Here is a 24,377-nt window from a genome sequence, read left to right as displayed (position 1 = left end):
GGCGTGGGCAGTGTACTCTTCATCGCGTTCGGCATCGCCTTCCTGCGCCAATGGGGGCTCGCGTTCAACCCGGACCCGGAGGCCATCTCCACGAAGGTCGACGCCGACCACCCGGACCTGTATTTCTACCTCTCGGCCCTCTCCGGAGCGGTGACGCTGCTGCTGCTGATCGCCGGCACGGTGCTGCCCGGGCGGCGCCCGGCTCCGGGAATCCGGGCCGGCGGCCGGCCCGCCGCGCGGAATGCTTCAGGGACCGGCGGCCGTGCGGGAACGGCCCAGCGCCGGCCCGCGGCGCGTCCGTCACGGCCTTCGACGGCGGTTCCGCGGCAGGCACCCGCCCGCCAGGGTACGGCGCGTCCGGCGTCGGCGGGACAAGGCGGCGCACGGCAACCGGCCCGGCAGCCCGCCGCACGCCAGGCGACGTCCTCCCGTCAGTCGACCGCCCGGCCCGCTGCCCGTCCCGCCGCCAAACCGTCGGCGCAGAAGTCTGCCGGGTCCAAGTCCTCCGGCTCCACGTCCTCACGTTCCACATCGTCCGGTTCCCCAGCGTCGGTACCCAGGGCTTCGGGAGCCAAGGCCGGGGCCAAGGCGCCCTCCGCGGCGAAAGGCGCCGGCACGGCAGCCCCGCGCCCGGGGTCAGCGTCCGCTCCGGGCCGGTCCGCCACCCGGCGCTGAGCCGGACCGTTCCGTCCGCGCAGCACCGCCGTCGCCACCCCGGCCAGCAGCAGCAGCCCGCCGGCGATCTCCGCGGCTGACGGTCGCTCCGACAGCACCAGCCAGGCGGCGGTCATTCCCACCACCGGTACCAGCAGGGTGAAGGGCACCACCGCGGAGGAGGGATAGAGACCCAGCAGCCGGTTCCAGATGCCGTACCCGATCAGCGAGCCGAAGACCGCGGTGTACAGAGCAGTGATCAGGGTGACCGGCTGGACCTGGAGCAGCGAGTCGGACACGGCGGCCGGGCCGTCCAGGAGGAGCGAAAGGCCGGCCAGCGGCAGCGGCACCACCGCCCCGGACCAGACCACCAGGCCCAGGCCGGAGGCGGCCTTCGCCCGCCGCACCACCACGTTGCCGCCGGCCCAGGAGAGCGCGGCCGCGAGCACGATCAGCAGGGGCAGCAGCGGGGCCACCAGGCTGCGGCCCACCGCCACCACCGCCAGGCCCACGATGCCCAGGATCACGCCGGCGAGCTGCCGCCGGGTGGGCCGCTCGGACAGAATGCCGGCGGCCAGCAAAACGGTCATCAGGACCTGTGCCTGGATGACCAGGGAGGCCAGGCCGGCGGGCATGCCGAGGGCCATCCCCAGGTAGAGCAGGCCGAACTGGCCGGCGCTCATCAGCAGCCCGACAACGATGATCACCCGCCAGCTGACGTCGGGTTTCCGGATGAAGAAGATGCAGGGGAACACCACCAGGGCGAAGCGCATCGCGACGAAGAGCAGCGGCGGCATGGTTCCCCCGGGCGGGTGCAGCCCGAGGTCGATGGCGACGAAGTTGACTCCCCAGAGAAGGGCCACCAGCAGGGCAAGGGCCGAGTGCCGGGGGCTCATCGGGCCGCCTTGATGACGGTGGCGCCCGGGGTGGCCTCAGAGATTGCGTGGCCGCTCGCCGTGCGCCGGACCGGCGTCGTGACGGACATCGGGCGCTGGAGCGCGCGCGGCGTCGACCCCGGCGGCGTCGCCGTCGAGGCGCTCCCCGACCGTGCGCTCCCCCGTGGCCCGCTCCCCCGCGGCACGTTCGGCAGCCGCGTGCGCGCCGTTCGGGTGCGTACCGGCTTCGTGCCGGTCATCGGCGGTCCCGCGGTGGCTCCGGTCCCGGCGGAGTTGGCCGGTGTCCGGGGCAGGCTCGTGCCCGCGGCGGGAGGAGTCGACGTCGGGGTCCACCTCGTCCGCCTTGCGCAGCTGCTCCTCGGCGTCGGCACGCACGGACGCGGCCTGTTCCTGGGTGCCGCGCGCCTGCTGGCGGAGGCGCTCTGCCTCGACCTCGGCGGCCTTGGCATCCGCCTCCGCGCGTGCGGCCATGGCCTCATGTTCCTTCGCGGCGAGCTGATCCGCTTCCGCCTTCTCGCGCATCTCTGCCGCACGGTTGCGGTCCGCTTCCGTCCGGCGCTTCCGGCTGATGCTGACCGCCACCGCAATGATCGCCAGCACGACAACAATGCCGACGATAATCCCCACGAGCTGTCCTGAATCCACGTTGATCCACCTTTCCTCGGTTGCCTTGCCTGCCGGCCGCAGTGCGACTGCCCCGACAGGCCCAGTAAACACCACCACCTGATGCCTGACTATGGCACGGCGCACCGACAGTCAGCGGGCGCGCGGCACCGTGAAGTGGGTCAGCCGGGCGTCCTGGCCGTCCAGTTCGGCCCAGGGCTTCTCGGTCTCCAGCACCGTCAGGCCGCTGGTGGGGTAGCGGGTGGCCGCGTCCATGTAGGCGTCGTGGTTCGAGTCGCGGGAGGCCAGGTGCATGGCCAGGTCCTGCACGCCGGGCATGTGGGAGATGACCATCAGCGTGGAAACGGTGTCCGGGACGTGGTTGATCACCGAGAGCATGGCCAGAGCGGATGCCCCATACAGGCCCGGTTCGAGTTTGGGGGTGGGGGCCTTGTCGCCCAGTTCGCTGCACACCCAGGTGCAGGTCTGCCGGGTACGCAGGGCACTGGAGCAGAGGATGAAGTCGGGGACGACGCCGTGCTTCAGCAACCAGGCGCCGGCCACGGGCGCGTCCCGGTGGCCGCGCTCTTCCAGCGGCCGGTCGTGGTCCGCCACGCCGCCCGGCCAGTCGGCCTTGGCGTGGCGCATGATCACGAGGCGTCGGAGGTGGTGCTGGCTCATGGGCCAAGCCTAGCCGGAGGCACCGCCGCGGCGGTGCCTCCGGGGCACTAGATGGAGTATTCCGGAGCGGCCCAGACGACGACCTCGGGGTGCTCGTAGAAGCGGTAGCCCTGGCCGCGGACCGTGCGGACCGTGTTCGCCAGGCGGCCGAGCTTCGAGCGGAGACGGCGGATGTGCACGTCGATGGTGCGCTCGTTGGGGACCTCTTCGGCGTTCCGCCACAGGCCCTCGAGGAGTTCGTCGCGGCCGACGGTGCGGGTGCCGTTTTCCACCAGGTAGTTCAGCAGTTCGAATTCCTTGAACGTCAGGTTCAGCGATTCACCGTCGAGCGCCACCTCGCGGCGGGCCAGGTCGATCAGGACGCCGGACGGGCGCGGTTCCTGGGCCTGCTGCAGGCGGGCGGTTTCGGCGCGCTGGCGGGCGGCACCGGCGGTGGGGTCACCGAAAGTGGAGCGGACGACGTCGAGCGCGGACCCCGGAGCGGAGGCCGGGGCGACGGCGACGGCGGCGTAGCTCTCCGCGCCGGCCACCAAGGACTGGGCGTAGGCGCGGATTTCCTGGGCCAGCTTGGCGATGGAGGTCCCGGCGGCGGCGGCGGTCTCCTCGTCGATGCCCATGTAGAGGACGAATCCGCGGGCGACGTTGTCGGAGGGCACCGGGCGGACGGGGGCCTCACCGGCGGCGATGACCGGGGTGGGGGCGGTGGCGGGTGCGGAGTCGGCCGCGGGGACAGCTCGCAGCTGTCCGTACGAGGTGGGGTTGTAGCCCTGCGCCGCGTAGCCGGGGGCGGGGTAGCTGGTGCCGGATCCCGCCGGGCCGAAGCTGGGGCGGCCGCCGAAGCCCTGGCGGATACCGGAGGCCTGGCCGGCCTTGGCGGCGTTTCGAACGGAGATGTGGACGTATCCGGATGCAACTGACATGGAATGCTTACCTCAATGTGAATGGCCGTCATCGCGGCTCGAATGCTGGGTCCCCGCAATGAAACTGGGGAGGGCGCCCGACTCTGGGCTGGGGGCGAATGCCTATAAACGTTCTGGGGTGGAGAAGTTAGGCGTGCATTCGACAACAGCGCATCTCAGTACCAGCTGGTGCGCTGATCCCGGAAACTGCGGCTGCAGGTGCTGTTGAGTTCTTGTTCACAGTTGAAGTGTGCAACGTAACAAAGCGAACTAGCAAGTAACAATGGACCTGAAAGTCCGCATAGTGAGACGAATGCGGCCATTGTCGCGCATATCACAATTCTACGGGGCGACGAATTCGCGACTCCTGAGCCCTCGATGAACTAAATGAGAGCCTGCATTCGAATATTCTTCGAATACAGGCTCTCATTCAGTGATTGCGTTCGGGTTGATGGCCGCGGATGGAATTCCGCCCACGGCAGGCCCTCCGGTCGAAATGTCCACAGAGTGGTCACCCTCGAAGGGGCTCTTCTGCGGGCCGGACCTCCTAGTTCGACTGTCCGGAGTCGGCTTGGCCGCCGTCCTGGCCTCCCGGCTGGCCGCCGCCTGCTTGGCCGTCCCCCGGCTGCCCCGTGCCGGTGGCCGTCGCCGCCACCAGCATCACGGACTTCGCCGAGTAGCCGGACCCGTCCTTGGTGGCGGTCAGCCTCACGGTCGCCCCGGAGACGATGTCCGCCACACTGAGCTGGGTCCCGGTTGAACCGGTACCGCCGGACTGCTGGCGGCGCTGCTGCATATTGCTCACCGTCACCCCGTCCCCCAGGACATAGCTGCGGGTGAAGCCGTCGGCGCTCTTGACCGTGACCGACGTCGAGCTGACCTCGGTCACCGTGCCCAGCTGTTCGGCCATGGTGGTGTAGGTGGTGCCGTCGAGGACGACGTATTCGGCGTGCACGGCCGCGGAGAGGCCCCCGGCCATTCCGCCCAACCCGTCCGGGCCGAAGCCGCCGCGGCCCGACGCCGAGCCCCCGGTTTGGCCGCCCTGCTGGCCGCCGGGCATCCCCTGGCCGTTGAACTGCGGGCCGCCCGCCGCTGCGCCGTCCCCGCTGGCCGCGGCCGAGCTGGACGTCAGCGCGTAGACACCGGCGCCGACGCCGACGGCGATAACGGCAGCCACCCCGCCGGCGGCGAGGCCGCGCCGGACGGTCCAGGGCTTATCCGGCTGCGAGCCCGCGGCCCGGCCGGCAGGCGCGCCCCAGCCGGGGGCCGACTGGGCCGGAGCCGCCTGGGCCGGGTACCCCGCAGGACCCGGCTGGGCAGGCTGGTCCGGTTGGCCGGGATGCGCTGCTCCGGAATGGGCGGCTGTGTCGGGGTACGACGGCGCGCCCCACCCCGGCGCGGCTTCCGGCTGCGGCGCGGACTGCCGGGGCGCAGATTCCTGCTCCGGCGCCGTCACCGGCTGCGGGGCCGAGACCGGACGCGGCGTGGTCCCCGGCAGCGGGGTGGTGGCCGGGTTGTGGCCGGCGCCGTCGGCAGGCTGCGGGATCTCTTCGGGCTGCTGGTGGTTCATGCTGTTCTCCTGGCTCGGAAGGTGGGGCTGTTTCCACCAGCGTGGGCAGGCAGGCTGTGCCGGGGCTGTGAGGTCTTCCAGCCCCGCCTGTGATCCGCTCGAAGCCCCGGCCTGCCCCGGCAGCGCCCAGCTGGGTAGGCTGGGATTCACAGGTGCCGCACAGGATCCCCAAAGCCGCACCTAACCGGCAGAACGGAGAGTCGAACCATGGCCTCGTCGCACTCCATGACCAATAACCTTCCGCAGCTGACCCACCCGGACGGCTCCCCCATCCGCGCCCTGGTGGTGGATGACGAACCCAGCCTCTCCGAGCTGATGAGCATGGGCCTGCGGATGGCCGGCTGGTCCGTGGCGGTGGCCGCGGACGGCCCGGAGGCGGTCAAGCTGGCCAAGGACTTCCGGCCCGACGTGCTGGTACTGGACGTCATGCTCCCCGGATTCGACGGCGTCGAACTCCTGAGCCGGATCCGCACCTTCGCGCCCGAGGTCCCGGCGCTGTTCCTCACCGCCAAAGACGCCGTGCAGGACCGCATCACCGGCCTCGCCGCCGGCGGGGACGACTACGTCACCAAGCCCTTCAGCATGGAGGAAGTCCTGCTGCGCCTGCACCGCCTGGTCCAGCGCTCCGGCGTGGCCGCCATGGACACCGCGGAGCTCGTCGTCGGGGACCTGGTCCTGAACGTGGACACCCGGGACGTGACCCGCGCCGGCGAGGAACTGCACCTGACGGGCACCCAGTTCGAGCTGCTGCGCTACCTGATGGAGAACCCGAAGCGGGTCATCAGCAAGGCCCAGATCCTGGACCGCGTCTGGGACTACGACTTCGGCGGTCAGGCCAACATCGTGGAGCTTTACATCTCCTACCTGCGCAAGAAGATCGACGCCAACCACGCCCCGATGATCCACACCGTCCGCGGCGCGGGCTACGTCCTGAAACCGGCGGACTGATCCGTGCCCACTCTCTCCGGTGTCACGCCGGCCCCCGGGCGTGACTGGCGCAACCCCTCCACCTGGCACCTGCGCACCCGTTTGGTGCTGGTGGCCATGGCCCTGCTGGTGACCATCTGCGGCGCGGTAGGCGTCTTCAGCTACGTGTCCATGGACTCGTTCCTGACCCATCAGCTGGACGAACAACTCGGCGCTGCCGCCCACCGTTCCAACGAATTCGGCCGCCCGGACTCCGGCAGCCCGGGCGGGCGTCCGGACCCGCTGGAGGCAAAGGGGCAGGGCATCGGCACATTGAATGCCCGGGAGCAGAACGGCAGGATTGCCAGCGCCGGGTTCCTCGCCGGCGATGCCACCCGCAAGAGCCTCTCCGCGGACGACAACGCGGTGCTGCTGGGCCTCACCCCCAACTCCGCGCCGGTCGACCGCACGCTCTCCGCCGGAGCCTACCGGCTGATCGCCACCCAGACGCAGTACGGGGACATCATCGTCACCGGCCTGCCCTTGGAGGAAAAGCAGAACACGCTCGGGTCCCTCGTCGGCACCCTCGCCGCGGTGTCCGCCGGCGGCCTGGTGCTGATCGGCCTGATTGGCACCGCGCTGATCCGGCGCACCATGGAGCCGCTGGAGAAGCTCTCCGAAGTGGCAACGAAGGTTTCGCGCCTGCCGCTCGACGCCGGCGAGGTGGCGCTGGGCGTGCGCGTCCCGGCGTCGGCCGCGCACCCGGGTACCGAGGTGGGCAGCGTGGGCCACGCGCTGAACCAGATGCTGGACAACGTCTCGAACGCGCTGCAGGCCCGGCAGGAGAGCGAGATGAAGGTGCGCCAGTTCGTCGCGGATGCCTCGCACGAGCTGCGCACCCCGCTGACCGCCATCCGCGGCTACACGGAGCTGATGCGGATGACCGAGCACTTCACCCCCGACGGCGAGAAGTCGCTGGCCCGGGTGCAGAGCCAGTCGGAGCGGATGACCGCCCTGGTGGAGGACCTGCTGCTGCTGGCCCGGCTGGACGAGGGGCAGCCGCTGAAGATGGCCGACGTCGACCTCACCCAGCTGGCCGTCGAAACGGTCAGCGACGAGAAGGTCATGGCCCCGGACCGGAGCTGGAAGCTGGACCTGCCGGAGGAGCCCGTGGTGGTGCGCGGCGACACCACGGCCCTGCACCAGGTCCTCGCGAACCTGCTCTCCAACGCCCGCAAACACACTGATCCCGGCACCACCGTGGTCACCCGGGTGATGCGGTCCGCCGACGGCAGCGCCGTGGTGTCCGTGACCGACGACGGCGCAGGGATCGCCCCCGAATTCCTGGGCAAGGTCTTCGCCCGGTTCGCCCGCGCCGATGCCTCCCGCGCCAACCCCGCCGAACGTGCGGGGGCTCGGGGCTCGGCGGGCGCGGGTGCGGCGCCGGGGGCAATCGCGACCGCGACGGCGGTGCAGGGCACTAGCGGGCTGGGCCTGTCGATCGTGCAGTCTATCGTGGCGGCGCACGGCGGGACCGTGGAGGTCAGCTCGCGTCCGGGCCGGACCGAATTCGCGGTCCGGCTGCCGGCGGCACCGTCCGCCTGACACCTCGGCCGCCCGCGCGCGGACTTCCACAGCAGGCACACAGCATTCCCCCAATCCCCTCATACCGGGGGCCGGGACAGTGGAGGCATGACTTCCACAGACCAGGCACCAGGTACCCTGTCCCGTTCCGGGCCCGCCCCCGCCGGCACCCAGTCTGACGCGCCGGCATCCATCACCAGCGTCGGCCCGGCAGCTTTGGCCACGGCAGCGCCGCTCCCGGCGGCGCTGACCGGCGTCGGCCGCCGCCGATCGCCGATCGACACCCGGTCAGCGGTGCCGGTACTGGACGTCACCATCCCCGTCTTCAACGAGGAACGCGACCTCGAAGCCTGCCTGCGCCGGCTCCACGCCTACCTGCTGGGCTCCTTCCCGCACACGTTCCGGATCACCGTGGCGGACAACGCCAGCACCGATTCGACGCTGCAGACCGCCGAGCGCGTGGCCCGCGAATTGCCGGAGGTCGCCGTCGTGCACATGGCCGAAAAGGGCCGCGGCAATGCGCTGCGCCGGGTCTGGCTCGCGTCGCCGTCGCCCGTCCTGGCGTACATGGACGTGGACCTCTCAACGGACCTGGCCGCGCTGGGACCACTGCTTGCCCCGCTGATCTCCGGCCACTCGGACCTGGCGATCGGCACGCGCCTGACCCGCAACTCCCGCGTCATCCGGGGCCCGAAGCGGGAATTCATCTCGCGCAGCTACAACTTCCTGCTGCACTCGCTCCTCGGCGCGCATTTCAGCGATGCCCAGTGCGGGTTCAAGGCCATCCGGGCCGACATCGCCCGGGAACTGCTGCCGCACACCCTGGACAACGCCTGGTTCTTCGACACCGAACTGCTGGTGCTCGCCGAACGCTGCGGGCTCCGGGTGCATGAGGTCCCGGTGGACTGGACCGACGATCCGGACTCCAGCGTCGACATCGTCCAGACGGCGGCCGCGGACCTGCGCGGCATGGCCCGCCTCAGCCGCGACCTGGTGTCCGGCAAGATCCCCGTCCCGGAACTGCGCGCCGCGCTGGCCCGCGGCCCGCTGCCCGCGTCCTCCCGCGGACCGGAACAAAGCCCCGGCGGCAGCCTCTTCGGGCAACTGGTCCGGTTCGGCAGCATCGGCGTCGCCTCCACGCTGGCCTACCTGCTGATCTTCCTGGCCTGCCGCGGCGTCATGGACCCGCAGCTGGCGAACTTCCTGGCGCTGCTGATCACCGCCGTGGCCAACACCGCGGCCAACCGGCGCTTCACCTTCGGCATCCAAGGCAGCAGTTATGCGGCGCGCCACCACTTCGAGGGCCTGCTGGTCTTCGGGCTGGGGCTCGGCCTGACGTCCGGGGCGCTGCTGCTGGTGCACGGCGCCTCCGGCGGTACCCCCGACCGCTGGGTGGAACTGGCCACGGTCACCGCGGCCAACCTCGCGGCCACCGCCGTGAAATTCCTGCTCTTCCGGCTGGTGGTGTTCCGGGCCCGCCCCGGAACCGCAGCCCCGCCCGCGCCCGGCACCCCGGTCCCCGCGCATGGCACCCCGGCGCAGTCCGCCGCCACAGCATCCCTCCCCACAGAAACGGCCCGATAAATGACCGCCACCCTCAGCCCCGCCGACGGGACCCGGCCCTCCGGCCCGCTCCCCCGCACCGACTCGCCGATGCCGGCCGCCTCGTCCGATTCCTCCGCTTCGCGCCGCCGGCGCCCGCTGTTCGGTGACCAGCCGCGCTGGGTCCGGCCCTCGGCCGCCCTGCTGCTCATCGGGACCGCCGTGCTCTACCTGTGGAACCTCGCGGCCACCGGCTACGGCAACACCTTCTACGCCGCGGCTATCCAGGCCGGCACCAAGGACTGGACCGCCCTGCTGTTCGGCTCCCTTGACGCCGGCAACGCCATCACCGTGGACAAGCCCCCGGCCGCGCTCTGGATCCCGGCCCTGGCCGGACGAATCTTTGGCTTCTCCCCGCTCAGCATGCTGGTGCCGCAGGCCCTCATGGGCGTGGCCGCCGTCGGACTCCTGTACCTGACCCTGAAGCGGGTCTCCGGTCCGGCCGCGGGCCTGCTGGCCGGCGGGGCCTTGGCGCTCACGCCGGTGGCCGCCCTGATGTTCCGCTTCAACAACCCCGACGCCATGCTGACCCTCTGCCTGGTGCTCGCGGCGTACCTCACCACCCGGGCGATCGAGAAGGCCGGCTGGGGCTGGCTCGCCGCGGCCGGCGCGGTGATCGGCCTGGCGTTCCTGACCAAGATGCTGCAGGGCTTCCTGATCGTTCCGGGCCTGGGCCTGGCCTACCTTTGGGCCGCCCCGGTCAGCCTTCGGCGCCGGCTCCTGCACCTGCTGGGCGCGGCCGCCGGAATCCTGGTGGTGGCCGGCAGCTACGTGGCGCTCTTCCAGTTGACCCCGGCGTCGGCCCGTCCGTACATGGCCGGCTCCACGACCAACAGCTTCCTCGAACTGACCTTTGGCTACAACGGCCTGGGCCGGATCACCGGGTCTGGCGAGGGCAGGCCGGGCGGGTCTGCGGTCTTTGGCGGGGCATCTGACCTTGGCAGCGCGGCCGGCGCCGCCGGGGCAGCCGGCGGCGCCGGCGCGGGTGGCTTTGGCGGGAACGCCAGCTTCGGCGGGGCCGCCGGGATCGCCCGGATGTTCGGCACCAGTTTCGGCGGCGAGGTGTCCTGGCTGTTGCCCGCGGCGCTGATTCTCCTGCTGGCCGGTCTGTGGTTCACCCGGCGCGAGGCCCGGACCTCCGCGACCCGCGCGGCCCTGCTGCTCTGGGGCGGCTGGCTGGTGGTCACCGCGGGCATCTTCAGCTTCATGAGCGGCATCGTGCACCCGTATTACGCGGTGGCGCTGGCCCCCGCGGTCGCGGCCCTTGTGGGCCTGGGCGGCGTGCAGCTGTGGCGCGGCCGGGCCTTCTGGCCGGCGCGGCTGGTCCTGGCGGTCACGGTGCTGGCGACCTCGATCTGGTCCGCGGTGCTGCTGGGCCGGGATCCGTCGTGGCTGCCCGGGCTGCGGGTGGCCGTGGTGATCCTCGGTGTCCTCGCCGCGGCGGCGCTGATGTTGCAGCTTGACCGGCTGCGGGCCATTCCCGCCGCGCTCCGCAAGGCGGCCACCGCCGGCGTCGTCATCCTCACCCTGCTGGCCGGCGGCCTGGGCACGGCGGCGTGGACGTTCGCGACGGCGGCCCAGCCGCACTCGGGTTCGATCCCGACCGCCGGGCCCACGGGCTCCGCGACGGGCGGCTTCGGGGCGGCCGGCCGGACGCGCGGCACCGGGACGGGAGCCACCGACGGCACCGGCTTCCCCGGCGGCCAGGACACGGCGGCACAGAACGCGGCTGGCCTCACCGCGGGAGGCGCTGGCGGCCCGGGAGGCGCCACCGCCTCAGCTGAGCTCGCCGCACTGTTGAAAACCTCGACGGCGAAATGGTCGGGAGTCGTCTCCGGCGCCACCTCCGCCGCTGACCTGGAGCTCGCCACCGGCACCAACGTGATTGCCCTCGGCGGCTGGAACGGCGGCGACCCCTATCCCACCCTGGCCCACTTCCAGGCCATGGTGGACCGCGGGGAGATCGGCTACTTCATCGCCGGCGGCGGCATGGGCGGTATGGGCGGCGGCCGGAGCGGAAACTCCGAGGTCGCGGCCTGGGTTGCCGCCAACTACCAGGCACAGACCGTCGGCTCCACCACCGTCTACAAGCTGGCGGGCTAGGCCATGACTGCTTCCACCGAGCTCACAAGCACCGGGTCCGCCGTCACTTCGCCCGCCGGGCCCGGGCCCGGAGCAAGCCCGGCGACTGAGGCTGCCGGCTCCGGCCGGCGCCACCCAGGGTGGCGCGGCGGCCGCCGTCGGCACCTCCGGCCGCAGGCGTCCGGACTCCCGCACACTGCGCTGCCCCGGCGCCGGGCCATGGCGCAGCGGGCGGAACTGGCCGTCCTGCTGATCGGAACCGCGATGCTCTACCTCTGGAACCTCGGTTCCTCCGGCTGGGCGAACGCCTTCTACTCCGCGGCGGCGCAGGCCGGCTCGCAGGACTGGACGGCCTGGTTCTTTGGCTCGTCCGACGCGGCAAACGCCATCACGGTGGACAAGCCGCCGGCGTCGCTCTGGGTGATGGGCCTGTCCGTGCGGCTTTTCGGGCTGAGCTCCTGGAGCGTCCTGGTGCCCGAGGCTCTGATGGGCGTCGCGACGGTCTGGCTGGTCTACCTGGCCGTCCGCCGGGCCGCCGCCCCCGCGACGGAAGACGCTCGGCTGGCCCACCGCGCCGGACTGATCGCCGGTGCCGTGATGGCCCTGACCCCGGTGGCCGTGCTGATGTTCCGCTTCAACAACCCGGATGCCCTGCTGGTCCTGCTGATGACGGCTGCAGCCTACGCGGTGCTGCGCGCCATCCAGGACGGCCGGCTGCGCTGGCTGCTGCTGGCCGGGGTGCTGCTGGGCTTCGGGTTCCTGACCAAGCAGCTGCAGGTGCTGCTGGTGGTCCCGGGCTTCGCCGCGGCCTACCTGCTCGCCGGGCGCGCCGGCCTGGGCCGGCGGCTGCTGCACCTGCTGGCGACGGGCGCGGCGATGGTGGTGGCGGCCGGCTGGTGGCTGGCCGCCGTCGAGCTCACCCCTGCGGCGGACCGGCCCTACATCGGCGGCTCGCAGGGCAACTCCATCCTGGAACTTACCTTGGGCTACAACGGCCTGGGCCGGCTCAGCGGGGACGAGACCGGGAGCGTCGGCGGCGGCAACGGCTGGGGCACCCCCGGCCTGCTCCGGCTTTTCAACAGCGAGTTCGGCGGGCAGATCGCGTGGCTGCTGCCGTCGGTGCTGCTGCTGGCGGCCGGGCTGCTGTGGCTGGGCCGGCGGGCACCACGGACCGACGCCGTCCGCGCCTCCGTGGTGGTCTGGGGCGGCTGGGTGCTGGTCACCGGGCTGACGTTCAGCCTGATGGCCGGCATCATCCATCCGTATTACATGGTGGCGCTGGCCCCGGGGGTCGCCGGGCTGGCCGGTCTGGGGTCGGTGCTGCTGTGGCAGCGGCGGGATCAACCCGTTGCCGCCGGGACGCTCGCCGCCGCGGTGGCCGCGGCCGGTTTCATGGCTTTCGAGCTGCTGGGCCGCACGCCCGCGTTCGTTCCGTGGCTGCGCTGGCTGGTTCTCGCCGTGGCGCTGGCCGCGGCCGTCGGCGTGATGGTTCCGGCCATTCGGGCCCGGGCCGCCGGCGCTGTAGCCGCCGGGACCATTGGGCCACTGTCCCCGGGCGGTACGACGGCGGCGCTGTTGGGACGTACGACGGCGGGGCTCGCCGTCGTCGCGGCCCTCGCCGGTCCCTTGGCGTACTCGCTGTCCACCGCCGCCACCGCGCATTCCGGCTCGATCGTCAGCGCGGGGCCTGCGGTGGGCGGCCGGGCGGGCCTGCCGGCCATGTTCGGCGGCACGGGCGGAACCATGGGCACCGCGCAGGGCAATCCCTTCGGCCCGACCAACGGCGCCGGGGCCAACAGCAACGGGACCAACGGCACCGTCCGCAGCCAGGGCGGGGGCATGGGCGGGGGTATGGGCGGGCTCCTCGGCGCGACCACCCCGTCGTCTGCCCTGGTGGATGCCCTCGAAACGGACGCCGGCCGCTACACCTGGGCGGCCGCCGTCGTCGGGTCCAACAACGCCGCCGGTTACCAGCTCGCCACGCAGCTGCCCGTGATGGCCGTGGGCGGGTTCAACGGCACCGACCCCGCACCCACGCTCGAGCAGTTCCAGCAGTACGTCGCCGACGGCCGGATCCACTACTTCATCGCCGGCCGCACCATGCAGGGCGAAAGCGGATCCGACGACGCCGCCAGGATCGCCGACTGGGTGGCGGCCACCTACCCCGCCCAGAGCGTCGGCGGCACCACGGTGTACCTGCTGGCGAAGTAGCCGCTCCGGACGGTCCGCCGTTTCGACGGTTCCCTGCCGAATAGACGTCTCCAAGCGTCGGGCGTGCGGGGAACCGTCGAAACGGCCCGAAAAGCGGGGCCAGCCCACCGCGAATCGGCAACCAGCCACACCGCGGCGTTACCTAAATGTGACATGAGGGAGAAAGTCCGGTACCGTTTTTATGGTGCGGCCATCGATCTGGCCGCATATCCGGGTCTGACGCCAAACTCTGCCGCTTCCCGGATTCCATGGATTGAGGCAGAGACGGGGAACCCAGAGTTCCCGGGCACCTGCATCCATGCACCCCTTGGGGTAAAGCCGACTCGTTGATCATCCGAGCGGCCGGATTTCTCATCCGAACCCGACAGCTAACTCCGTAGGCGTTGAGAGGCGAACATGACTGAACACAAGGCACCCGTGCGCCTAAAAGGCGCTAAACGCACCTCCTCGGCCGACGTCGCGCGCCACCGCGCCGACCCGGCCCAGGGCTCGGCCACCCGAGGCCGCGCCAGCTTTGGCTCCAAGGGCAAGCTCACCGCCGTCGCACTGACCGCGGCCGCAGTACTGCTGGGCGCCGGCGCCGCAGGCCAGGCCACCGGCACTACTGCCCCGGCCGCGACCGCCACCCAGGCACCGGCCCTGCAGCTCTCCGACCTGGAACGGCTCGGCAGCTACACCCCGGCCACGGCACCGGCCAGCGTCGAAGCCCAGGCCTCCAAGGTCATGCCCGAGACCCCGGCGCCGTCCACCCCGGCCCCCGCACCGGCTGCTCCGGCTCCCGCGGCGGCACCCGCCCCGGCCCCGCAGCCGGTGGCGGTCGACGATCCCGCCGGTGCCCAGGCCTACGCCGCCTCGCAGCTGCCGGCCCACGGCTGGGCCCCGAGCGAGATGCAGTGCCTGATGAAGCTCTGGACCCGCGAATCGGACTGGAAGACCACGGCCACCAACCCGTCCAGCGGTGCCTACGGCGTGGTCCAGTCCCTCCCGGCCGAGAAGATGGCCAGCGCCGGCGCGGACTACATGACCAACTACCGCACCCAGATCAACTGGGGCCTGCAGTACGTGCAGGAGCGGTACGGCTCCCCCTGCGGCGCCCTGAACTTCCACTACGCGAACAACTGGTACTAAGCCGCCAAGGCTGACGCCACCCCGCGCAGAGACAACAAAGGCACCGGATCTTCTCAGATCCGGTGCCTTTGCTGTATCCCCGGGCGGCCCGTTCAGCGGCCCGAGGGAAAGCGGACGCGCTACCCGGCGATGCCGTAGAGCCGGTCGCCGGCGTCGCCCAGGCCGGGGACGATGTAGGACTTCTCGTTCAGCTTCTCGTCGATGGAGGCCAGCACGATCGTGACGTTGGCGTCGGAGAGCTCTTCCTCCAGCTTGGCCAGGCCCTCGGGGGCGGCCAGCAGGCAGATGCAGGTGACGTCGGAGGCGCCGCGCTTGAAGAGGAACTTGATCGCCTCGCGCAGGGTGCCGCCGGTGGCCAGCATCGGGTCCAGGACGAAGATCTGACGGTCGGTCAGGTCCTCGGGGAGCCGCTCGGCGTAGGTGATGATGTCCAGGGTTTCCTCGTCGCGGGCCATGCCCAGGAAGCCGACCTCCGCGGTGGGGACCAGCTTGGTCATGCCCTCGAGCATGCCAAGGCCGGCGCGGAGGATCGGGACCACCAGCGGGGTGGGCTTGGTGAAGGCCGTGCCGATGGTGGTGCTGACCGGCGTCTCGATGGTGACCGGTTCGGTACGGACGTCGCGGGTTGCCTCGTACGCCAGCAGCGTGACCAGCTCTTCGGTGAGCTGGCGGAAGACGGGTGACGGGGTGTTCTTGTCCCGCAGAACGGTGAGCTTATGGGCCACCAGCGGGTGGTCGACAACGAGAGTGCGCATGGGTCAAAACTATCATCCGGACGCTTCGGACCGACCCCGCCCGCCGGGGGTCCCGGCGTCGTCGGCCACCCCGCGACCATGCGCCGTTTCGGCGTCGTGGTGCCCGTCCGGCGCCTTCTCGCGCAGGCGCTGGCCGTTGTCGAAGGTGGGTGCCGGGCCGGTCCGTTCCCGGTGCCTGATCACGTGGAACAGCCGATGCGCCAGGATCACGATCCCCACCCAGCCCAGGCCCAGCGCCCAGCCGAAGATCACGTCGGTCATCCAGTGATGGCCCAGGAACACCCGGCTCATGCCCATCGCGATGATGAAGAGCGCCCCGGCCGTGATCAATCCCACCCGGGCGATAGTGCGCTGGACCTGCAGGCAGGTGAGGTAGACCACCAGTGAGATCACCACGGTGGTGTTCAGGGTGTGGCCGCTGGGGAACGACGGCGAGTTTTCGTAGGGCGGGACGGCATCGGCGTGGTCGGGGCGGGTGCGTCCGATGAGCTTCTTGCCCAGGGAGGTAGCGGTGACGGAGACTGCGGCCGCCCCGCCGATCAGGATCAGCGGGCGCCAGGTCCGGGTCCGCCAGATCAACAGCGCGGTGAGGATGCTGGCCAGGATCGGCATGCCGATGCCACCGCCAATGTTGGTGAACCCAGTAACGAACGCATCCAGACCGGGGCTGCGGAGCCGTTCCATGGCGGCGAGCATGGGCTTGTCCAGGTTGGCCAGGCCGGCGTCGTCCACTACGTTGTCGTAAACCTCGGCGCTGGTCAGGGCCAGCGCCACCACCGCGATGCCGCCCAGCAGCATGGTGATCCAGAGCGCGGCGTAGGGCACCACCCATTTGCCCCAGCGCCGCATCAGCCAGCTCTCAGTCCTGGTGCTCACTGCGTTCTCCCGACGTCCGGTGCACCCACGGTGCACAGCTTGCTTAGGATCGAAACTACCATTGAGCCATGACATCGCCCGAGCCCCGCCATGCCGAGTGGATGGGCCTCGCCCTGAGCGAGGCGCGGCAGGCCCTCGCCACCGCGGACGTGCCGATCGGGGCCGTGGTGATCGGCCCGGACGGCACGGTGCTGGGCACCGGCCGGAACGAGCGGGAGGCTCTCGGGGACCCGACGGCGCACGCCGAGATGGTCGCCATCCGGGAAGCGGCCGCGCGGCTTCGCGAGCGCCGTGCCGACGAGGGGGCGCGCGACGACGGCTGGCGGCTGGCGGACTGCACCCTGGTGGTGACGCTGGAGCCGTGTGCGATGTGCGCCGGCGCCGTGGTGCTGGCCCGCATTCCCCGCGTGGTGTTCGGCGCCTGGGACGAGAAGGCGGGCGCCGCGGGGTCCGTCTTCGACATTCTCCGCGAGCGCCGGCTAAACCACTGGGTGGAGGTCTACGGCGGCGTGCGGGAGGACGAGTGCGGGGACCTGCTGCGGGACTTCTTCGCCGAGCACCGCGGCGCCTGATTCCGGTTCTTCGTCCCGGCCCCTCCCCTGATCCTGCTTAGCGTTCGGCGGTGGCCGTCGTCGACGCCCGCAGCGCGTCGATGCGCTTCCGGCGGGAGGCCGGGGAATCGAGGCTGAAGGCCCGGAAGTCGCCCAGATCCTCCCGGATCCAAACCTCCACCTCCGCGATCCGCCGGCTCACCGCGGGCGTCAGGTAGCCGAACACCCAGGCGGCGATCTTCCCGGTCTCCGGGTCGTACTGCCAGAGTCCGATGATCCGGCCACGGTCCAGGATCGGGTGGTCCGGCAGGTCTGCCTGCAGTGCCAGCGAGCTGAGCCCGGCCTTGCGGTGGTCCGCCTCGTCCAGCAGCTCGGCCGCGTTCCGCCGCAGCAGCACCAGCGAATCGGTCCCGGCGAGCAGCTGGATCTGTTCCTCCGCGGGGGCGGTGAAGGCGGCGAGGCGGTCGACGTCGTCGGGCAGGATCCACAGCACGGCACTGTCCTTGCCCGCGTCCCCGGGGAGCGGGACGTCGACGGCGCCGGCTTCCGCCAGTGCCGCGCGGGTCTGCGCCACGGTGAAGCCCGTGAACCACTGGGACTGTTTAGCGGTGGCGCCGCCGGTCCAGCCGAGGTAGCGGCGCATCAGCAGGGCGCGGACCTCCTCGTCGGTGAGATCGCTGGTGGGCAGGTCCCAGGCCTCGTAGGCGTAGCGCTGCCGGTCCAGGCGGCCGTCGGCAGGCACCCTGCGGATGCGGCCCTCCGCCTGCAGGATGCCCAGCGCCGCCGGCAGCGTGGTGGCGGCACCCTTCTTCTTCCCTTCCTCACCCAGGCTTTGGACCGCGTCGCCGAGTTCCTCCTTGAGCTGCCGCGGGTCCAGCGGGGTACCGGCCTCGGCCAGGACGTGCCGGACCTGTTCCTCGAGCAGGGTGATTTCGCCGCGGTCCACGCCGAGCCGGGTCAGAACCGAGACGGCGGCCTCCGCGGCGGGGCGGCCCAGGCGCAGCGCCCAGGCAAAGTCGTCGCTGCCCAGGACGTAGGTGCAGCCGCGTGCCGTGGGAAGTTCCAGGATCCGCTGGGCGTCGACGTCGGCGTCCACCGGGCCGCGGCGGAGGCCGGCACGGGCGAACAGGGAGAGGTAGGGGTTGGCGCCGCCGACGGACCGGGCCCAGCCCGCCCGTGCGAGCACCTGCCCGGCGGTGCAGCCGGCCAGCGACCCGTCCAGGCCCTGCCGGTGCCAGGACCAGGCGCGGAGGTTTGCGGCCGTGAGGCTCTGGGGCGGAAGGCTGACCGTGGCTGGCTGGGTGCTCATGCGCCCATTGTCCATCCATGCCGCGGACGGCGATACGGGGCTGCCCCGCGACGACTGCGGCGGCGGGGTGGGGCGGCCGGTTACCGGCCCAGGATTTCCAGCACCGTGCGGGCCGTCGCATCCCACCCGGGCAGGTGCTGCCGGGCGTCCAGTGCAGCGGCGTGCCAGCGTGCCCGGAGCTCCGGCTCGGTGAGCCAGCGGCGCAACAGCTCCGTCAGGGGTGCGGGATCGTCGGCGAGCGCGACGGCGGCGCCCGGCAGCCCTGCGTCGTCCCCTTCGGCCTCTCCGCCCTTTGCCCTGGCCGCCCCGGATCCTGCCTGCGGAGTTCCGGCCTGCGGAGTTCCGGCCGTGAGGGCCTCCAGCGCCCCGGTCCCGCGCCGGATGATCGCGGGGATGCCGCGGGCGAGGGACTCGGTGACGGCCATGCCGAAGGTTTCCGCGCGCGAGATCAGCAGCGTGAGGTCGGTCCGGGCCCATTCGGCGTCCAGGGCGTCCCCGCGGAGCTCGCCCGTGATCCGGACGCGGGCACCGAGCCCCAGCCGTTCCGTTTCGGCGCGGAGCAGGGCGGCGTAATCCGGGTCCGCGGTGTCCGCCCCGACGAGGGCGGCGGTCCAGTCCAGGTCGGTCAGGGCTGTGAGCGCCCGGAGGAACAACAGCTGGCTCTTGTTCGGCAGCAGCGCGGCCACCATCGCCAGGTGCGGTGGGGTGGATCCAGCCGCCGTCCCGGCGCGGTCGGTGCCGGGCAACGCGACGGCGACGGTGGTATCAGCGCCGGTTGCAGCGCCGTCGAGGCCGTGCCGGGCGCGCAGTTCCGCCGCGGCGGAACTGCTGCTGCAGATCACCCCGGCCGCGGCGGCAACCGCGCGTCCTTCCAGGTCGGCATACCCGTCGAGCGGCATGTGGAGCAGGATCCACACCGGCGTCCCGGCGCGGGCGGCGGCCTCCAGCTGCTCCGGGGCACCGCAGGCCACCAGCCCGTCCACCAGGGTGACGGTCCCGGTGCCGGCAGGTTCCGCCAGCGCCGCCCGGTCCGCAGGGCCGCCCACCGGCCAGCCGCCGTCGGCGGTCCGGGTCGTGGCGGGCACCCCGAGCGCGTCGAGGGCGCGGACCAGGGCCGCGTTGTAGGCGTTGCCGCCGGAGTTGTGGTGGACGTTGCCGGGCAGGACCAGGCGGACGGCGGAGGGCTGCACGGGGAGGCTAGTCGGCGTCGAACTCGAGGGAGTAGCTGGCCCACGCGTCCGGGGTCTCGCGCAGGGTGACGTCGATGCCCGCGAGCGCGCGCCCGTCGTCGCCCTCGCGGATCTGCGCGGCGACGGCGTCGGCGATGTATTGCGCCAGCGCTTCGGTGGTGCTCAGCTTGCCTGCGAAGTCGGGGTGTTCGTCCAGGTTCTTGTAGTTCAGGCCGGCGAGGACGGCGCCGAGCACCTCGCCCGCCTCGCCGATGTCCAGGACGATCGCGTCCTGGTTCAGGTTCCGGCGGCGGAAGGTCACCTCGGTGACGAACGTGGCGCCGTGCATGCCCTGAGCGGGGCCGAACGCCGGGCGGGGCAGGCTGTGGGCGATCATGAAGTTGCTGCGGACGGTCAGGCTGAACACGGATTACCTCGTGGTTTCTGTGGTGTGCGGGTATTCGATGACGTGGCAGAGGGCGTCGAGGGTGCCGTCGGAGAGTCGCTGGACGACGTCGGGCAGTTCCTCGAAGCGGGAGGTTCCGGTGAGGAAGGCCTCGAAGACGGGGTCGCGGAGCAGGGATACGGCGAGGGTCAGCCGGTCGGCGTTGGTGCGGCGGTGCCGGCGGGCGCGCGCCACGACGCCCACCTGGCTGGCGCGGATGGAGAGACGCCGGGCGTGGAAGTCCTCGCCGAGAGGCAGGCTGACGCTGCGGTCCGCGTACCAGGACATTTCGATGATCTCGCCCTCGTCGCCGACCAGTTGCAGTGCGCGTTCCAGTCCGGCCTGCGAGGCGGAGCAATGGATGACGATGTCGCAGTCGCCGCCGGCGTCGTCCGGATGGCTGAACTCCACGCCGAGGGTGTCCGCGAAGGCGCGCTTGGCCGGGTCGATGTCGATCAGCTGCAGCCGCCCCAGCGGGAAGCCGGCGAGGAGCTTGGCCACCATGCCGCCGACCAGCCCGGCCCCGATCACGGCCACCCGGTCCCCCAGCCGCGGACCGGCTTCCCAGAGTGCGTTGACGGCGGTTTCCACGGTGCCGGTGAGCACGGCGCGGCGCGCGGGGACGCCGTCCGGGACCTCGGTGAGGGAGGTAACGGGCACGATGTAGCGGTCCTGGTGCGGGTGCAGGCAGAAGACGGTTTTGCCCAGCCACTCCTCCGGGCCGTCCTCGACAACGCCCACCGAGAGGTAGCCGAACTTCACCGGGCCGGGGAAGCTGCCCTCCTGGTGCGGGGCGGCCATGGCGTCAGCGACGCAGTCGGGGACCCGGGCGTTGTGCACCACCATCTCGGTGCCCTTGCTGATGCCGGAGTAGAGGGAGCGGACCAGGGCCTCGCCCGGGCCGGGTGCCGGCAGGTCCTCGGTGCGGAGCTCACCCTGTTCCGGGCCGACGGTCCAATAGGCGGTGGCGGTGCCGGCGGTCCGGGCGGAGGGCGCGTTCGAAATAGTCATTGTGCTTCCGAATCTAGTGCCGCGCGGTCGCCGCCGGAAGCTTCCCGGGGCAGTCCGGGCGCGGCGGCCCCGGTGTGCGGGTCCCGTTTTGGGGTTCGGCCCCGCGCTCCGGTACCCTAGTCAGGTTGGTGACGTGTCCGAGCGGCCGAAGGTGCAACACTCGAAATGTTGTTTGGTGTAAAAGCCAACGTGGGTTCAAATCCCACCGTCACCGCCACGTAGCGAAGCCCCTGCTTCCCTTTGTTTACAAGGGAAGCAGGGGCTTTTGCTTTGCCCGGGACTGTCCCCCGGCAGCGCATTGGCAACTGATCGCCCAAGCCTGACCGCCGCGACTTTTCCACGTCAACGGTCGAGATAGACGACGCGGGGAAGCTCCGGCAGCTGCCGTCGCCCTATTTGGCGGCCACGAGAGCCTGGGGCGCCGCCTGCTTCATCCTGGTCTGCAGCCAGCGCAGCTGCACCGCGGTTTCTCCCTCACAGTGTGAGACCACCTCCAGCATGTCCCGGTCCCGGAGCGCCGACCCGGCCTGCTGGATCATGGTCCAGGTCACATCGACGAAGCTGGCCAGGAGATAGAGATCCTGAAGGTCCCGGAGCAGGCCCACCGGCCCACTGCGGGTGCCAGAGAGCCCCTCGGCGTGCAACCGCTCCGGCTCCGTGTCGGAGAGGTCCTCACCGTAGCGCTCCACCAGCGGATGCAACAGCCGGCTGTGCTCATCGCACTGGTTGGCCAGGGAGTGGCACAGGAAATGGACGTCCGGTTCGGCGCCGTGGCCGTCGGCGACTTGCCGAAAGGACTCCGCCAGGGTGGCCTCGGCCCGGTGCAGCATGCCCAGGTACAGGGACATGTTCATCGCGTGCCGTCCTTTCCGGCTGGCGCCGGGGCTCCCTTGATCGCCTGGGGGAACCGCGGCGGCGCCGCACCCACGGACTCGCTCGCCTCGCCACCCACGCCGGTGGTCGCGGGAACCGCCGGGCTGCCGCTGGCCGGCCGAGACGCGGTGGTTGTCGGGGCGGGGGCCGGCCCCGCGCCGTCGGCGATCTTTTGGACGTTGACCGCCGCGTTCTTGAACACTGGCTGCTTGGACACCGGGTCCCACTCGGTGATGGTGAGTTCGTTGGCCGCGCTCGGGTGCTCGCCGGGCGAGCCGCCGTCGTCCCAGTAGCCGTAGTGGAACGGGGCGAAAACCGTTCCCGGGCGGATGTCGCTGATCCGGGCCGGTACCTCGATCCGGCCCCGGCGGGACGTGACGCGGGTGAGGTCTCCCTCACTGATGCCGTACCGTTGGGCGTCTTCCGGGGAAAGCTCGATCCAGGCGGAGGGTGCGGCGCGGTCCAGGGGCCGGGACCTGCCGGTCTTGGTCCTGGTGTGGAAATGGTAGGCAGTGCGTCCGGTCGTGTAGCGCATAGGGAACCGGCCGTCGGGCTCTTCGTGCGGGGGCAGGTAGTCGGCCGTCTTCAGCACCGCCTTGCCGCCGGGTACCGTGGCACGGAACATCTCTGACCCCACGGTGGCGCCGGTTAAGAGGCCATGGCCGTAACTTTCGCAGTAGTCCGCGTCGGTGGGGAAAACCCCGTCCGCGTAGAGCCGGTCGCGGCCATCGGGGTTTTCCTCGTTGCAGGGCCAAGGGATGCCGCTGCCGCCGCGGAGCCGGCCGTAGCTCATCCCGCTGTAGTCGCAGGGACGGCCCCGCGAACACTCCCGCCAGGCGTTGAAGCCGTCCTCGGGACCGTCCCATGGCAGCAACGGCCCGCCCTGAAGCGTGCGGAAATCCATCCGCCGCGCGTAATCCAGGAAGATGTCGAGGTCGCTGCGGGCGGATCCCGGCGGGTCCACAGCCTTATCCGAGAGGTGGACCGTGCGGTTGACGTTGGTGAAGGTCCCGGTCTTCTCGCCCCAGGCGGCCGCCGGCAGGACGACGTCGGCAGCCTGCGCCGTTTCGGTCAGGTACAGGTCCTGCACCACCACAAAGAGGTCAGGTTTGGCCAGGATCTTCCGGATCCGGGCGAGGTCGGGCATGGAGACGGCGGGGTTGGTGGCGGAGATCCACAGGAACCCGATGGACCCCTGCTCGGCGTAGCGGAAGATCTGCATCGCATGCGTCGGCGGCGCCCAGTGCGGGATGGTCAGCGGGTCGACGTCCCAGAGATCGGCGAGCTCGGCGATGTGGGCCGGGTTTTCCCAGTTGCGGAAACCCGGCAGGTCACCGTCGGCACCGCATTCCCGGTTGTTCTGCGCGGTCGGCTGGCCGTTCATCTGCAGGATTCCGCAGCCGGGCTTCCCCAACAGTCCCCGCAGAAGGTGAAGGTTGTTAACCTGGCAGGACGAGGCTGTCGCCTGCGCCGACTGGTAGAATCCCTGCAACACGGTGGACAGGACCCGCTCCGAGGCACCGAAAATCCGCGCAGCCTCCCGGATGTCCGCCGCCGGGACGTCGCAGACCGCGGCGGCAGCCTCCGGTGTCCAGGGCGCCACGGTGGCCTTCAGCTCATCGAAGCCCACGGTGTGCGCCTTGACGTAGTACTCGTCCACCCAGCCGCGGGCCAGCACCTCATGGACGAGGGCGTTCATCAGAGCGAGGTTGGTGCCCGGCCGCACGGCGAGGTGCACGTCGGCGTGGCGGGCCACCTCTGTCTCGCGGGGATCAATGCAGACGACTTTGGGCGGGTTCGGGCCGGCGATGCGGTCCAGCACCCGGGACCACAGCACGGTCTGAGTCTCGGCCATGTTGTGGCCATAGAGGAATATGGCGTCGCAGCTGTCGATGTCCGTGTAGGACCCGGGCTGGCCGTCGGCCCCGAACGTCTCCTTCAGCGACGCCGCCGCGGTGGCCGTGCACAGCCGGGTGTTGCCGTCCATATGCGGAGTCCCGATCCCCGCCTTCCCGATGATGGCGAGGGCGTAATACTCCTCAAGAAAAAGCTGTCCGCTGGTATAAAAGCCGTGACTCAGCGGACCGCGCTCCCGCAAAAGCTGTTGGCTGCGTTCGACGATGCGGTTCATGGCGGTGTCCCAGTCGCATTCGACCAGGCGCCCGTTCTCACGGATCAGCGGGCTGGTGAGCCGGTCTCGGTGGGAAACGCCCTGCCAGCTGGCGAAGAGGCCCTTGGGGCCAAGCCGGCCGTGATTGACCAGGTCCCCGGCCCGGCCACGGATCCCCACCATGGCACCGTCCTTGACCGCAATGTCGCAGGCGCAGCCGTTGCTGCAGAGCACGCAGGCGGACTGGACCCAGCGATCGACGTCGTCTTCAGCAACGCCCTCCGCGAGCGCCTGATCCACCCGTACCGGCCAGAGACCGTCCCGGGGATAGGGGGTGCGGCTTCCCCAAATGTTGCCAATGCGGTCCACCATGGTCTTCCTTCCGTTAGTCCACAGCCGGTTCTCCCACGGATACTAGGCGCTGTGGCTCTTCCCGCGCTACGGAATCGATCTTTCCGGCCG

The 24,377-nt window shown here is 71.2% G+C and carries 20 protein-coding genes, 1 tRNA gene and 1 riboswitch; of the genes, 8 read left to right on the top strand and 13 right to left on the bottom strand.

The features are described 5' to 3' along the window. Positions 1-431: 431 nt before the first annotated feature. The 5 genes from ACFVY3_RS11365 to ACFVY3_RS11345 form a co-directional block, all read right to left on the bottom strand. Complete coding sequence (locus ACFVY3_RS11365) at positions 432-1,550, bottom strand: EamA family transporter (protein ID WP_400159784.1); 1,119 nt, start codon at positions 1,548-1,550, stop codon at positions 432-434. 36 nt (positions 1,551-1,586) lie between these two features. Next, entirely contained in the window at positions 1,587-2,195 is a 609-nt protein-coding gene (locus ACFVY3_RS11360) for a hypothetical protein (RefSeq protein WP_400159783.1), read from the bottom strand. A gap of 111 nt (positions 2,196-2,306) precedes the next feature. Next, positions 2,307-2,834: a histidine phosphatase family protein gene (locus ACFVY3_RS11355; RefSeq protein WP_290256540.1), complete on the bottom strand. Its 528-nt coding sequence runs from the start codon at positions 2,832-2,834 to the stop codon at positions 2,307-2,309. Positions 2,835-2,881: 47 nt separating this feature from the next. Continuing rightward, entirely contained in the window at positions 2,882-3,754 is an 873-nt protein-coding gene (locus ACFVY3_RS11350) for a winged helix-turn-helix domain-containing protein (protein ID WP_290256541.1), read from the bottom strand. A 526-nt stretch (positions 3,755-4,280) separates the two neighbouring features. Then, a complete protein-coding gene (locus tag ACFVY3_RS11345) occupies positions 4,281-5,303 on the bottom strand; it encodes a hypothetical protein (RefSeq protein WP_400159782.1) in 1,023 nt (340 codons plus the stop codon). Positions 5,304-5,510: 207 nt separating this feature from the next. Here ACFVY3_RS11345 and ACFVY3_RS11340 point away from each other — a divergent pair, with 207 nt between their 5' ends. From ACFVY3_RS11340 to ACFVY3_RS11315, 6 genes are all read left to right on the top strand, one after another. Further along, a complete protein-coding gene (locus ACFVY3_RS11340; RefSeq protein ID WP_400159781.1) occupies positions 5,511-6,251 on the top strand; it encodes a response regulator transcription factor in 741 nt (246 codons plus the stop codon). Positions 6,252-6,254: 3 nt separating this feature from the next. Continuing rightward, positions 6,255-7,814: an ATP-binding protein gene (locus ACFVY3_RS11335; RefSeq protein WP_400159780.1), complete on the top strand. Its 1,560-nt coding sequence runs from the start codon at positions 6,255-6,257 to the stop codon at positions 7,812-7,814. Between the two features lie 87 nt (positions 7,815-7,901). Beyond that, positions 7,902-9,377 (top strand): glycosyltransferase, encoded by a 1,476-nt coding sequence (locus ACFVY3_RS11330; RefSeq protein ID WP_400159779.1) that lies wholly within the window; start codon positions 7,902-7,904, stop codon positions 9,375-9,377. Continuing rightward, positions 9,378-11,498, top strand: a complete 2,121-nt coding sequence (locus tag ACFVY3_RS11325; RefSeq protein WP_400159778.1) for an ArnT family glycosyltransferase — start codon at positions 9,378-9,380, stop codon at positions 11,496-11,498. Between the two features lie 3 nt (positions 11,499-11,501). Beyond that, entirely contained in the window at positions 11,502-13,688 is a 2,187-nt protein-coding gene (locus tag ACFVY3_RS11320) for an ArnT family glycosyltransferase (RefSeq protein ID WP_400159777.1), read from the top strand. 210 nt (positions 13,689-13,898) lie between these two features. Then, a riboswitch (cyclic di-AMP (ydaO/yuaA leader) is annotated at positions 13,899-14,086 on the top strand. After that, entirely contained in the window at positions 14,085-14,816 is a 732-nt protein-coding gene (locus ACFVY3_RS11315) for a hypothetical protein (RefSeq protein ID WP_400159776.1), read from the top strand. Its footprint overlaps the riboswitch before it by 2 nt. Positions 14,817-14,935: 119 nt before the next feature. Here the strand turns inward: ACFVY3_RS11315 and upp are convergent, their stop codons facing one another. Continuing rightward, positions 14,936-15,571 carry a uracil phosphoribosyltransferase gene (gene upp / locus ACFVY3_RS11310; RefSeq protein ID WP_043478170.1) on the bottom strand — a complete coding sequence of 212 codons (636 nt, stop codon included), beginning with the start codon at positions 15,569-15,571 and terminating at the stop codon, positions 14,936-14,938. Positions 15,572-15,583: 12 nt separating this feature from the next. Continuing rightward, complete coding sequence (locus ACFVY3_RS11305) at positions 15,584-16,447, bottom strand: phosphatase PAP2 family protein (RefSeq protein ID WP_400159775.1); 864 nt, start codon at positions 16,445-16,447, stop codon at positions 15,584-15,586. Positions 16,448-16,515: 68 nt separating this feature from the next. Between ACFVY3_RS11305 and ACFVY3_RS11300 the strand changes: the two genes are divergently transcribed. Further along, entirely contained in the window at positions 16,516-17,019 is a 504-nt protein-coding gene (locus ACFVY3_RS11300; protein WP_400159774.1) for a nucleoside deaminase, read from the top strand. A 37-nt stretch (positions 17,020-17,056) separates the two neighbouring features. Here the strand turns inward: ACFVY3_RS11300 and ACFVY3_RS11295 are convergent, their stop codons facing one another. From ACFVY3_RS11295 to ACFVY3_RS11280, 4 genes are all read right to left on the bottom strand, one after another. Further along, complete coding sequence (locus tag ACFVY3_RS11295) at positions 17,057-18,307, bottom strand: DNA glycosylase AlkZ-like family protein (RefSeq protein ID WP_400159773.1); 1,251 nt, start codon at positions 18,305-18,307, stop codon at positions 17,057-17,059. Between the two features lie 80 nt (positions 18,308-18,387). After that, the gene (locus ACFVY3_RS11290) at positions 18,388-19,497 is read right to left on the bottom strand and encodes a glycosyltransferase family 4 protein (protein WP_400159772.1); all 1,110 of its coding nucleotides are present in this window, start codon (positions 19,495-19,497) and stop codon (positions 18,388-18,390) included. 7 nt (positions 19,498-19,504) lie between these two features. Beyond that, positions 19,505-19,903 (bottom strand): 6-pyruvoyl trahydropterin synthase family protein, encoded by a 399-nt coding sequence (locus ACFVY3_RS11285; RefSeq protein ID WP_400159771.1) that lies wholly within the window; start codon positions 19,901-19,903, stop codon positions 19,505-19,507. Between the two features lie 3 nt (positions 19,904-19,906). Continuing rightward, positions 19,907-20,932, bottom strand: a complete 1,026-nt coding sequence (locus ACFVY3_RS11280; protein ID WP_400159770.1) for a dehydrogenase — start codon at positions 20,930-20,932, stop codon at positions 19,907-19,909. A 127-nt stretch (positions 20,933-21,059) separates the two neighbouring features. Between ACFVY3_RS11280 and ACFVY3_RS11275 the strand changes: the two genes are divergently transcribed. Beyond that, positions 21,060-21,149, top strand: a tRNA-Ser gene (locus ACFVY3_RS11275). A gap of 175 nt (positions 21,150-21,324) precedes the next feature. Here the strand turns inward: ACFVY3_RS11275 and ACFVY3_RS11270 are convergent. Continuing rightward, positions 21,325-21,786, bottom strand: a complete 462-nt coding sequence (locus ACFVY3_RS11270) for a hypothetical protein (protein WP_290256657.1) — start codon at positions 21,784-21,786, stop codon at positions 21,325-21,327. Beyond that, positions 21,783-24,287, bottom strand: a complete 2,505-nt coding sequence (locus ACFVY3_RS11265; protein ID WP_400159769.1) for a molybdopterin-dependent oxidoreductase — start codon at positions 24,285-24,287, stop codon at positions 21,783-21,785. Before ACFVY3_RS11265 ends, ACFVY3_RS11270 begins: the two co-directional genes overlap by 4 nt. Positions 24,288-24,377: the final 90 nt, after the last annotated feature.

Origin of the sequence: Arthrobacter sp. BPSS-3, from assembly GCF_044628475.1 — a bacterium.
Lineage (GTDB): Bacteria > Actinomycetota > Actinomycetes > Actinomycetales > Micrococcaceae > Arthrobacter.
Note: the sequence above shows the minus strand (reverse complement) of the source record. Positions and strands in the feature narration are given on the sequence as shown.

Excerpts from the sequence above, each read along its gene's own strand:
- ACFVY3_RS11365 (WP_400159784.1), bottom strand. The coding sequence starts at position 1,550 with ATGAGCCCCCGGCACTCGGCCCTTGCCCTGCTGGTGGCCCTTCTCTGG.
- ACFVY3_RS11355 (WP_290256540.1), bottom strand. The coding sequence starts at position 2,834 with ATGAGCCAGCACCACCTCCGACGCCTCGTGATCATGCGCCACGCCAAG.
- ACFVY3_RS11350 (WP_290256541.1), bottom strand. The coding sequence starts at position 3,754 with ATGTCAGTTGCATCCGGATACGTCCACATCTCCGTTCGAAACGCCGCC.
- ACFVY3_RS11345 (WP_400159782.1), bottom strand. The coding sequence starts at position 5,303 with ATGAACCACCAGCAGCCCGAAGAGATCCCGCAGCCTGCCGACGGCGCC.
- ACFVY3_RS11340 (WP_400159781.1), top strand. The coding sequence starts at position 5,511 with ATGGCCTCGTCGCACTCCATGACCAATAACCTTCCGCAGCTGACCCAC.
- ACFVY3_RS11330 (WP_400159779.1), top strand. The coding sequence starts at position 7,902 with ATGACTTCCACAGACCAGGCACCAGGTACCCTGTCCCGTTCCGGGCCC.
- ACFVY3_RS11325 (WP_400159778.1), top strand. The coding sequence starts at position 9,378 with ATGACCGCCACCCTCAGCCCCGCCGACGGGACCCGGCCCTCCGGCCCG.
- ACFVY3_RS11320 (WP_400159777.1), top strand. The coding sequence starts at position 11,502 with ATGACTGCTTCCACCGAGCTCACAAGCACCGGGTCCGCCGTCACTTCG.
- ACFVY3_RS11315 (WP_400159776.1), top strand. The coding sequence starts at position 14,085 with ATGACTGAACACAAGGCACCCGTGCGCCTAAAAGGCGCTAAACGCACC.
- upp (WP_043478170.1), bottom strand. The coding sequence starts at position 15,571 with ATGCGCACTCTCGTTGTCGACCACCCGCTGGTGGCCCATAAGCTCACC.
- ACFVY3_RS11300 (WP_400159774.1), top strand. The coding sequence starts at position 16,516 with ATGACATCGCCCGAGCCCCGCCATGCCGAGTGGATGGGCCTCGCCCTG.
- ACFVY3_RS11295 (WP_400159773.1), bottom strand. The coding sequence starts at position 18,307 with ATGAGCACCCAGCCAGCCACGGTCAGCCTTCCGCCCCAGAGCCTCACG.
- ACFVY3_RS11280 (WP_400159770.1), bottom strand. The coding sequence starts at position 20,932 with ATGACTATTTCGAACGCGCCCTCCGCCCGGACCGCCGGCACCGCCACC.
- ACFVY3_RS11270 (WP_290256657.1), bottom strand. The coding sequence starts at position 21,786 with ATGAACATGTCCCTGTACCTGGGCATGCTGCACCGGGCCGAGGCCACC.
- ACFVY3_RS11265 (WP_400159769.1), bottom strand. The coding sequence starts at position 24,287 with ATGGTGGACCGCATTGGCAACATTTGGGGAAGCCGCACCCCCTATCCC.